General features: G+C 67.8%; 9 protein-coding genes and 1 tRNA gene. 3 read left to right on the forward strand and 7 right to left on the reverse strand.

Translation table 11 applies throughout. The features are described 5' to 3' along the window. Window positions 1–4: 4 nt before the first annotated feature. The 3 genes from ileS to murJ form a co-directional block, all read right to left on the reverse strand. Window positions 5–2,815 carry an isoleucine--tRNA ligase gene (gene ileS / locus C3942_RS19530; protein ID WP_366516645.1) on the reverse strand — a complete coding sequence of 937 codons (2,811 nt, stop codon included), beginning with the start codon at window positions 2,813–2,815 and terminating at the stop codon, window positions 5–7. A 133-nt stretch (window positions 2,816–2,948) separates the two neighbouring features. Further along, on the reverse strand, window positions 2,949–3,872 hold the full coding sequence (locus tag C3942_RS19535; protein WP_104232052.1) for a bifunctional riboflavin kinase/FAD synthetase: 924 nt from the start codon (window positions 3,870–3,872) through the stop codon (window positions 2,949–2,951). Between the two features lie 11 nt (window positions 3,873–3,883). Beyond that, window positions 3,884–5,428 carry a murein biosynthesis integral membrane protein MurJ gene (gene murJ, locus C3942_RS19540; protein ID WP_104232053.1) on the reverse strand — a complete coding sequence of 515 codons (1,545 nt, stop codon included), beginning with the start codon at window positions 5,426–5,428 and terminating at the stop codon, window positions 3,884–3,886. Window positions 5,429–5,549: 121 nt separating this feature from the next. On the opposite strand from murJ, the gene rpsT reads away from it, so the two are divergent. Beyond that, window positions 5,550–5,813, forward strand: a complete 264-nt coding sequence (gene rpsT, locus C3942_RS19545; protein WP_104232054.1) for a 30S ribosomal protein S20 — start codon at window positions 5,550–5,552, stop codon at window positions 5,811–5,813. Between the two features lie 190 nt (window positions 5,814–6,003). Here the strand turns inward: rpsT and proB are convergent, their stop codons facing one another. The 4 genes from proB to rplU form a co-directional block, all read right to left on the reverse strand. Then, complete coding sequence (gene proB, locus C3942_RS19550; RefSeq protein ID WP_104232055.1) at window positions 6,004–7,125, reverse strand: glutamate 5-kinase; 1,122 nt, start codon at window positions 7,123–7,125, stop codon at window positions 6,004–6,006. A 6-nt stretch (window positions 7,126–7,131) separates the two neighbouring features. After that, on the reverse strand, window positions 7,132–8,190 hold the full coding sequence (gene cgtA, locus C3942_RS19555) for an Obg family GTPase CgtA (protein ID WP_104232056.1): 1,059 nt from the start codon (window positions 8,188–8,190) through the stop codon (window positions 7,132–7,134). A gap of 83 nt (window positions 8,191–8,273) precedes the next feature. Next, entirely contained in the window at window positions 8,274–8,531 is a 258-nt protein-coding gene (rpmA, locus tag C3942_RS19560; RefSeq protein ID WP_104232057.1) for a 50S ribosomal protein L27, read from the reverse strand. 18 nt (window positions 8,532–8,549) lie between these two features. Beyond that, window positions 8,550–8,864 (reverse strand): 50S ribosomal protein L21, encoded by a 315-nt coding sequence (gene rplU / locus C3942_RS19565; RefSeq protein ID WP_104232058.1) that lies wholly within the window; start codon window positions 8,862–8,864, stop codon window positions 8,550–8,552. 230 nt (window positions 8,865–9,094) lie between these two features. Here rplU and C3942_RS19570 point away from each other — a divergent pair, with 230 nt between their 5' ends. Further along, window positions 9,095–10,063, forward strand: a complete 969-nt coding sequence (locus C3942_RS19570; RefSeq protein WP_104232059.1) for a polyprenyl synthetase family protein — start codon at window positions 9,095–9,097, stop codon at window positions 10,061–10,063. Window positions 10,064–10,076: 13 nt separating this feature from the next. Then, a tRNA-Pro gene (locus tag C3942_RS19575) sits at window positions 10,077–10,153 on the forward strand. The last annotated feature ends 101 nt before the right edge of the window (window positions 10,154–10,254 follow it).

Here is a 10,254-nt window from a genome sequence, read left to right on the forward strand (position 1 = left end):
TTTCCTAGATATAGCGGCGCGTCTCGCCCGCCCCGTCGACATTGACGATGCAGCGGTCGCAGAGCGCGGGATGCGCGGCGCGCTGGCCGACCTCCGGGCGCTGGTGCCAGCAGCGCTCGCACTTGGCATGGGCGCTGGCGCTGGCGGCGATCCACAGGGTCTCGCCGCCCGGCAACGTGCTCTCCACGGCCTCCGGCGGACGAGCCGCGGCAGGCTGCAGCGTCACGGCGGAGGTGATGAACCAGAAGCGCAGTTCCTCGCCCACCGTCGCCAGGGCGCCGGCCAGGGCGCCGTCGGCATGCAACGCGACCTCGGCGTTGAGACCGGAGCCGATCTGGCCGCCGACGCGCAGGTCTTCCAGCACCTTCTTCACCGCCTCGCGCACCGCGGCGAGCCGGGTCCAGTCCACTTCCGAGGCGCTGGCCTGCGGCAGCGCATGCCAGGTCTGCGCGAACACCGAGCCGCTGCGGTCGCCCGGCAGCGCGGCCCATATCTCGTCGGCGGTGAAGGACAGGATCGGCGCGATCCAGCGCAGCATGGCCTCGGCGATATGGAACATCGCGGTTTGCGCGGAGCGCCGCGCCAGGCTCTTGGGCTGCGAGGTGTAGAGGCGATCCTTCAGCACGTCCAGGTACAGGCCGCCGAGGTCCACCACGCAGTAGTTGTGCAGCTTGTGGTAGACGAGATGGAACTCGCGCCGGCCGTAGGCCGCGCGGATTTCCTGCTGCAGGGCCTCGGCCTGCTGCAGGGCCCAGCGGTCGATGGCCAGCATCTGCTCCGCCGGCACCGTGTCGGCGGCGGGATCGAAGCCGTTCAGGTTGCCCAGCAGGTAGCGCGCGGTGTTGCGGATGCGGCGGTAGGCGTCGGCCATGCGCTGCAGCAGCTTGTCGGAGATCGCGATCTCGCCGGAGTAGTCGGAGCTGGAGGCCCAGAGGCGCAGGATGTCGGCGCCCAGGGTCTTGGTCACCTGCTGCGGCGCCACGACGTTGCCGAGCGACTTGGACATCTTGCGGCCCTGCTCGTCCACCGTGAAGCCGTGCGTCAGCACGTGCGTATACGGGGCATGGCCGTCCATGGCGACGCGCGCCAGCAGCGAGGAATGGAACCAGCCGCGGTGCTGGTCGGAACCCTCCAGGTAGAACACCGTGGACTTCGCGCCGTTCTTGCCGGTGGCCGGATCGCGGTTCGGCTCGCTGTCCAGCGCGGCATAGTCAGGCAGCTCGAAGCCGTTGCTCCTGAAGAAGCACTGGTGCACCACGCCGGAATCGAACCAGACATCCAGCGTATCCGTGCACTTCTCGTAGCGCGCCTCGTCCACGTCCCAGGCGGCGGGCGTGCTGCCCCACCAGGCCTCGAGGCCTTCGGCGTCCACGCGGTCGGCGATCTTCAGCAGCAGCGCGGCGCTGTCCGGGTGCAGGCTCTGCGTCTCGCGCTCCACGAACACGGCCAGCGGCACGCCCCAGGTGCGCTGGCGCGAGATGCACCAGTCCGGGCGGTCCTTGACCATCTCGTGGATGCGCGCCTCGCCCCAGCCCGGAATCCAGTTGGTGCGGCGGATCGCTTCCAGCGCCTGCGGGCGCAGGCCGTTGGCGTCCATCGAGATGAACCACTGCGGCGTGGCGCGGAAGATCAGCGGCGTCTTGTGGCGCCAGCAGTGCGGGTAGCTGTGCGTGATCTGCGTGACGTGCGCCAGCGCGCCGCTCTCGCGCAGCGCGGCGATGATCGGCTCGTCGGCCTTGCGCACGTGCTGCCCGCCGACCAGCGGCGTGGCCTCCGTGAACTTGCCCGAGGACTGCACCGGGTTGTCCACCGGCAGGCCGTAGAGCTTGCCGACCACGTAGTCCTCCACGCCGTGCGCCGGCGCGGTATGGACCAGGCCGGTGCCGGCATCGAGCGTGACGTGCTCGCCGAGGATCACCGGCACCTGCCGGCCGGCGAAGGGATGCTGCGCCCTGGCCCCTTCCAGCGCGGCGCCGCTGGCGCGGCCCAGGACGGCGGCCTCGCTGCCGTAACGGCGCGCGATGCCTTCCAGCAGTTCACCCGCCACGATCACGCGGCCCTGCTCGGGGAACTGCGCCAGCACGTACTCGATGTCCTTGCCCGCCGCGACCGCCTGGTTGGCCGGCAGCGTCCAGGGCGTCGTGGTCCAGATCACGAAGGCGGCGCCCGCGGCATCGGCCACGCCGAAGCGCCGGGCGATATCCGCCGCATCGGCGGCGGCGAACTTCACGTCGATGGCGAAGGACTTCTTGTCCTCGTACTCCACCTCGGCCTCGGCCAGCGAGGAGCCGCAGTCCAGGCACCAGTGCACCGGCTTGAAGCCGCGCACCACGTGGCCGTTGGCGACGATGCGCGACAGCGCTCGCAGCTGCTCGGCCTCGAAGGACGGCGCCATCGTCAGATAGGGGTGGTCCCAGTCGGCCAGCACGCCCAGGCGCTTGAAGTCCTCGCGCTGGCGCGCCACCTGCTCGGTGGCGTATTCGCGGCACTTCTGGCGGAACTCGCGGGCGTCGAGCTTCTCGCCGACCTTGCCGAACTTCTTCTCCACCTGCAGCTCGATCGGCAGGCCGTGGCAGTCCCAGCCCGGCACGAAGGGCGCATGGTAGCCCTCCAGGCGCGCGGACTTGCAGACGATGTCCTTCAGCACCTTGTTGACGGCGTGGCCGATGTGGATGTCGCCATTGGCGTAGGGCGGACCATCCACCAGCCAGAACGGCGGGCGGCCGGCGGTGGCCTGCTGGACCTGGGCATAGAGGCCGTCGCCCTCCCAGCGCCCGAGCCAGTCCGGCTCACGCTTGGCGAGGTTGGCCTGCATCGGGAACGGGGTCTCCGGCAGGTTGATGGTCGGCTTGTAGTCTTTCTTGTCGCTCACGGGGTGTCACTACGGCTGGCGCGGGCCCACGGGGCACGAATGCTGGAGGCCCCAAGCGCTTGGGCGGAAAGGCGAATTATGAGGCAAAGAAGGCCATGGCGTCGGCCTTGTCGCGCTGCATCTGTGCCGCCAGGTCGTCCAGGGAGTCGAAACGCTCCTCGGGACGCAGGAACTGGCGGAACTGCACGGTCATGGCATGGCCGTAGAGCTCGCCGGGCTCGCCGAAGACATGGGTCTCCAGCAGGCAGCGGGTGAAGCCCAGGGTGGGCCGCACGCCCAGGGCCGCCACGCCCTCGTAGTCGCGGCCGTTGGCCCGGGCGCGCACCGCGTAGATGCCCAGGCGCAACGCCGGCGGGCGGTGCAGGAAGATATTGGTGGTGGGCATGCCCAGCTTGCGCGCCAGCTGCAGGCCGCGGCGCACGTGGCCGGTCATCTCGTAGGGACGGCCCAGCATGGCCTCGGCACGGGCCAGGTCGGCCTCGGCCAGGGCCTGGCGCAGGGCCGTGGAACTGCAGCGCTCCTGCCCCACCGCCACGGTCCCCAGGCCCTCGGCGACGAAGCCCAGTTCCCGCCCCATGGCCCGCAGCAGGGCCAGGTCGCCAGCGCGCTTGTGCCCGAAGCGGAAATCGTCCCCGATCACCACGGCGCGTGCACCGGCGGCCCGCACCAGCGCCTCGCGCACGAAGTCCTCGGCCGGCATCGCCGCCAGCCGGCGGCCGAAGCGCTCCACGATCATGCGGTCCACGCCCAGCTCTCGCAGCACCTTGACCTTGCCGCGGAAGGTGCTGATGCGCGGCGGCGGGTTGTCCTGCGCAAAGTACTCGCGCGGGGTCGGCTCGAAGGTCATCAGCGCCACCGGCAGGCCCCGTTCGCGGCCCAGGCTCCCCGCCCGCGCGATCAGGGCCTGGTGGCCCCGGTGCACGCCGTCGAAATTGCCGATCGTCAGCACGCAGCCATGGTGCCGGGATTGCAGGTTTCGGTAGCCGCGGATCAGTTCCATGGGGTCCGGATTCAGCTGCGGCGGAAATGGGCCAGGCGCATGCCGCAGAACCATAGCGTAGCGAAATACACGGCCATCGCCCCGGCCAGCAGGCCCAGCACCCAGACGCCGCGCTGGCGCAGGCCGGCATCGATCCAGGCCTGCAGCGCCGGGCTGCACAACAGCAGCAGGGCCGCCATGGCGCCGTTGGCGGCGATCAGCCGCAGACCGAAGCTGCGCCAGCCCGCCCTGGGGCGGTAGATGCCGTCCTGGCGCAGGCGGCGGAACAGCAGGGTGGCATTGATCCAGGCCGACAGCGAGGTAGCCAGGGCCAGGCCCGCATGCGGCGCCTCGAAGTCCAGCAGCACCGACAGCCCCACGAAACTGCCGCTCATGACCATGCCGGAAACGATGGCGATCAGGCCGAAGCGCACCGGCAGCCGGGTCTCCTGGCGCGCGTAGAAGCCCGGGATCAGCACCTTGACCAGGGAGAAGCCCATGAAGCCGAAGGCATAGGCCATCAGCGCCCAGGTGGTCATGCGCACGTCGTGGGCATTGAAGGCGTGATACTGGAACAGCGTGGTGGTCAACGGCCCGGCCAGCAGGAACAAACCCAGGGCCGCGGGCACGCCGATCAGCAGGATCGTGCGCAGGCCCCAGTCCAGCGTCGCCGAGAAATCCTCGGCCGAACGCTTGGCGTGCTGCGCCGCCAGGCTCGGCAGGATCACGGTCGCCACGGCGATGCTGAAGATGCCCAGCGGGAATTCCATCAGGCGGTCGGCGTAGTAGAGCCAGCTGACGCTGCCGGTCACCAGCAGCGAGGCCAGGATGGTGTCCAGCAACAGGCTGATCTGCTGCACCGAGGCGCCGAACAGGATCGGCAGCATCAGGGTCACCACGCGGCGCACGCGCAGGTCCTTCCAGCCCCAGCGCGGCCGCGGCAGCAGGCCCAGCTTGCGCAGCGCCGGCCACTGGAAGGCGAACTGCAGGATGCCGGCCGCGAACACCGCATAGGCCAGCACCTGCACCGAGTCGTTGTCGACGAAGGCGGCGCCGATCAGGCAGAGGTTGAGGATCACCGGCGTGATCGCCGGGATGGCGAACTGGCCATAGCTGTTCAGCACGCCCGAAGCCATGGCCGTCAGCGAGATGAACATCAGGTAGGGGAAGGTCCAGCGCAGCAGGTCGGCACCCAGCGCCGCCTTGGCCGGATCGCTGCCGAAGCCAGGGGCGAACAGCCACAGCAGCAGCGGTGCCGCCAGGCAGCCGACCAGGGTGATCATCGCCAGCACGCCGCCCAGGGTGCCCATGGTGGCCGCCACTAGGTCGCGGACCTCCTCATGCGGCCGGGTGGTCTTGACCTCGGTGAAGACCGGAACGAAGGCCTGGGAGAAGGCCCCCTCGGCGAACATGCGGCGGCCGAAGTTGGGGATCTTGAGCGCCACCAGGAAGGCGTCCATGCCGGCGGAGGCACCGAAGGAGGCGGCGAACATCACGTCGCGCACGAAGCCCAGGACGCGGGACAGCAGCGTCATCAGGCCGACGATGCCGGAGGACTTCAGGAGGGACTTGGACATGGGCGCGCAGTGTACAGAAGGCTTTGTTTTCTGGCGCTTAAAGTTGACAAAAAATGCGCCAACCCGGAGAATTCGCCCCCTTCAAAAGTCCGTTTGAACCGAATTCTTCAGGAGTTTCACCTTGGCCAACATCGCCAGCGCCAAAAAGCGCGCCCGCCAGTCCGTCAAGCGTCGCGAGCACAACGTGGCGCAGCGTTCGATGATCCGTACCAGCATCAAGAAGGTCGTCAAGGCCGTCGATGCCAAGGACAAGGCCGCGGCCGAAGCCGCCTACAAGGAAATGGTGCCGGTCCTGGACCGTTACGCCGACAAGGGCCAGATCCACAAGAACAAGGCTGCCCGCCACAAGTCGCGCCTGGCCGCGCACATCAAGGCTCTGGGCTAAGTCTCTAAGCCGCAAACAAAAAAGCCGGGCATCGCCCGGCTTTTTTGTTGCCTGTGCTCGCCTCGCCCGCCTACGGCATGGGTTCGTGGGAGAGGGTTTCCGTGGAACCTTCCGCGCTGAACCCGGCTTTACAGAAACCTCTCCCGCCCTTCGGGGACCCTCTCCCGCAAGCGGAGAGGGACAGAGGATCTCAGGCCAGCACCAGGTTGTCGCGGTGGACGATCTCCACCTCGCCGACATAGCCCAGCCGGGCCTCCAGCTCCTCGCTGCGGGCGCCGGCGATCTTCTGGGCCTCGGCCGCCGCATAGTTGGACAGGCCGCGGGCGATCTCGCGACCCTCGGCATCCAGGCACTGCACCAGGTCGCCGCGCTCGAACTCCCCTTCCACCCGCTTCACGCCCACCGGCAGCAGGCTACGGCCCTGCTCGCGCAGGACACGCACGGCGCCGTCGTCGAGCACCAGCTTGCCGCGAAGCTGCAGCTGGCCGGCGATCCAGCGCTTGCGGGCCGCCATGACGCCCTGGGCAGGCTTGAGCAGCGAGCCGATGGTCTCGCCCTGCGCGATGCGCAGCAGCGCGTCGGACTTGCGGCCGAAGGCGATCACCGTGGCGGCGCCGGAGCGGGCGGCCGTATGGGCGGCCGAAAGCTTAGTGCGCATGCCGCCGCGCCCCAGTTCCCCCTTGCTGTCGCCGGCCATGCCGGCCAGGCGGGAATCCGACAGCTCGGCCTCGGAGATCAGCTTCGCCTCCGGGTTGTGGCGCGGATCGGAGTCGAACAGGCCCTCCTGGTCGGTGAGGATCACCAGCAGGTTGGCGTCGATCAGGTTGGCGGTCAGCGCGCCCAGGGTGTCGTTGTCGCCCAGGCGGATCTCGTCGGTGGAGACGGTGTCGTTCTCGTTGACCACCGGCACCACGCCGAACTCCAGCAGCGTGTTGAAGGTGCTGCGGGCATTGAGGTAGCGGCCGCGGTCGGCCACGTCCTCATGCGTCAGCAGCACCTGCGCGGCACGCAGGCCGTGCTTCTTGAACTCGTCCTCGTAGGCCCGCACCAGGCCCATCTGGCCCACGGCGGCGGTGGCCTGCAGCTCGTGCAGCGTGCCCGGACGCTTCTTGAAGCCCAGCCGGGCCATGCCCTCGGCCACGGCGCCGGAGGACACCAGCACGATCTGCTTGCCCTGGCGGCGCAGAGCGGCGATCTGGGCGCACCAGTCGGCGATGGCCTCATGGTCCAGCCCCTGCCCCTTGGCAGTGACCAGGGAGCTTCCCACCTTGATGACCCAGCGCTTGCTGACGGCGAGCTTGTGGCGATCCATGTGCGCCTATGCCTGTGAAGGCTCGTTGTTGTTGTCGGACTCGATGATCCTGGGCGCGGCATGAGCCTCGACCCACTGCATGGCGGCCTCGCTGAGCTCTCCCAGCCCGCGCTGCGTGGCGGCGGAGATGGCGAACCAGCGGCCCTTCCAGCGCAGGCGGCGCAGCGCCTTCTTGATCAGCGCCTGCCACTCGTCTTCCGGCATGACGTCGATCTTGTTGAACAGCAGCCACTGCTCGCGCCCGGCCAGTTCTTCGCCGAATTCCTTCAGCTCGCCGTTGATCGTGCGGATGTTGTCGACGATGTCGCTGCCGTCGGGCGGCAGGATGTCCACCAGGTGCAGCAGCAGACGCGTGCGCTGCAGGTGCTTGAGGAAACGGATGCCCAGGCCCGCGCCGGAGGAGGCGCCTTCGATCAGCCCGGGAATGTCCATCATCACGAACGAGCGGTTCATGCCCACCGACACCACGCCCGGCTGGGGATAGAGCGTGGTGAAGGGATAGTCCGCGATCTTGGGACGCGCGGCGGAAACGGAAGCCAGCAGGGTCGACTTGCCGGCATTGGGCATGCCCAGCAGGCCCACGTCCGCCATCAACGACAGCTCCAGGCGCAGCTCGCGCTGCTCGCCGGGGTAACCCTTGGTGGACTTGTAGGGCGTGCGGTTGACCGAGGACTTGAAGCGGACGTTGCCCAGGCCGTGGAAGCCGCCCTGGGCCACCTTGATGCGCTGGTCGATCCTGGTCAGCTCGCCGATCAGTTCGTTGGTCTCGACGTCGTAGATGCGCGTGCCCAGCGGCATGCGCACCTCGAGGTCGTCGGCGCCGGCGCCGGTGCGGTTGGAGCCGGTGCCGTCCTCGCCGCGCGCGGCACGGAAGCGGCGGGTGAAGCGGAAATCCGCCAGTGTGTTGAGGTTGATGTCGCCGACCGCGTAGACGCTGCCGCCGTCGCCGCCGTCGCCACCGTCGGGACCGCCGAAGGGAATCGCCTTTTCGCGGCGGAAGCTGATGCAGCCCGCGCCGCCGTCGCCGGCCTCGACGCGGATATTGGCTTCATCGACGAATTTCATGGCGGGACCAGGTCGGGGCGTTGAGGCTCAACGAACAAAAAAGCCCCGTTTCCGGGGCCTTTTCGGTGAGACGTTCAGACAGTTCAGGCCGCGACGATATCGACGTGGATACGGCCCTTCGGACCGCGGGTGTTGAACTGGATCTTGCCGTCGGTCAGCGCGAAGATCGTGTGATCCTTGCCGACGCCGGCGCCAACGCCCGCGCGGAACCGCGTGCCACGCTGGCGGACGATGATGTTGCCCGCGATCACGCTCTCGCCGCCGAACTTCTTGACGCCAAGTCGCTTGGCTTCCGAGTCGCGGCCGTTACGAGTAGAGCCGCCTGCCTTCTTGTGTGCCATTTGTGTACTCCTTGAACCTTAGGCGCCGAGGATTTCCGTGATCTTCACTTCCGTGAAGTTCTGACGGTGGCCCTGCTCCTTGTGATAGTGCTTGCGGCGGCGGTGCTTGATGATGCGGATCTTGTCGCCGCGGCCGTGCGCGAGCACTTCCGCCTTGACGGCACCACCGGCAACCAGCGGAGCACCCACGGTGAGCTTGTCGCCGTTGGAAACCATCAGCACTTCCTCGAAGGAGACAGTGCTGCCGACCTCGGCGTCGAGGCTCTCGATGGACAGCTTTTCGCCCGGGGCGACCTTGTACTGCTTACCCCCGGTCTTGATGACGGCGTACATCGCGGATACTCCAGAATATGGTCTTGAGCCGGAAACCGGCCTTGAAAGAGCGCGGGATTTTAGTGATCCCCCCGCCCTTCGTCAACATTTATCCCATAAATTATAACCATCCGGGCGCCCCCGGGGATGGTCCCGGGGGCCAAAACGGCCCCGGGACGGCCTATCTCCATATATTGATTGACGAATGCGGGCGGGCGCCCTAGCCTTTCGCGGCCTTTTTCCTGTCTCCCATGACCCTCAAAAACATCCTGGCGCCCATTGCCGGCGACATGCAGCGCGTCGATGACGTCATCCGCGCTCGCCTGAGCTCCGAGGTGGTGCTCATCAACGAGATCGCGGGCTATATCGTCAATGCCGGCGGCAAGCGCCTGCGCCCGGCCCTGGTCCTGCTGGCCGGCCGCGCCCTGGGCAGCCGTACCGCAGAGCCCGAGCTGCTGGCGGCGACCATCGAGTTCATCCATACCGCCACCCTGCTGCACGACGACGTGGTGGACGAGTCCGGCCTGCGCCGCGGCCTGAAGACCGCCAACGCCGTCTGGGGCAACGCCGGCGCGGTGCTGTCGGGTGACTTCTTATATAGCCGCGCCTTCCAGATGATGGTGGACACCGGCCGCATGGCCGTGATGAAGGTCATGGCCGACACCACCAATGCCATCGCCGAGGGCGAGGTGCTGCAGCTGATGAACGCCGGCGACCCGGAAGTCACCGAGGAACGCTACCTGCGCGTCATCGAGCTCAAGACCGCCCGCCTGTTCGAGGCCGGCTGCCGCCTGGGCGCCATCGCCGCCGACCAGCCCCAGGCCGTGCAGGACGCCATCGGCCTCTACGGCCACAAGCTCGGCATGGCCTTCCAGATGGTGGACGACCTGCTCGACTACATCGCCGACCCCAGCGTCAGCGGCAAGAACCTGGGTACCGACCTGGCCGAAGGCAAGCCGACCCTGCCCCTGATCCACGCCATGCGCCAGGGCAACCCGGAACAGGCCGCCCTGATCCGCCAGGCCATCGAGCTCGGACAGGTGGAAAAGTTGCAGGAAGTGCTCGAAACCGTTGAATCCACCGGTGCGGTTCCTTATACTCGCGCGCTCGCCGAACGGTACTCCCGTGAAGCGATCAGCGCACTGAGCGAAGTTCCCGATTCGCCCTACAAGAAAGCGCTGATAGAGCTGGCCGGATACAACACGTCCCGGGCCAGTTGAGCAGTAAAGAACGCGGGGCGTAGCTCAGTTTGGTAGAGCGCTTGCTTCGGGAGCAAGAGGTCGCAGGTTCGAATCCTGTCGCCCCGACCAGATACGGTCACTCAAAAGCCCCTTCATCGGGGCTTTTTTGTTGCCTGCGGTTCTCATATCCAGTCGCCCTTCGGGCGACAGAGGTCGCAGGTTGTGAGGCG

Source organism: Solimonas fluminis, assembly GCF_002930645.1.
In the GTDB taxonomy this organism is placed as follows: domain Bacteria; phylum Pseudomonadota; class Gammaproteobacteria; order Nevskiales; family Nevskiaceae; genus Solimonas_A; species Solimonas_A fluminis.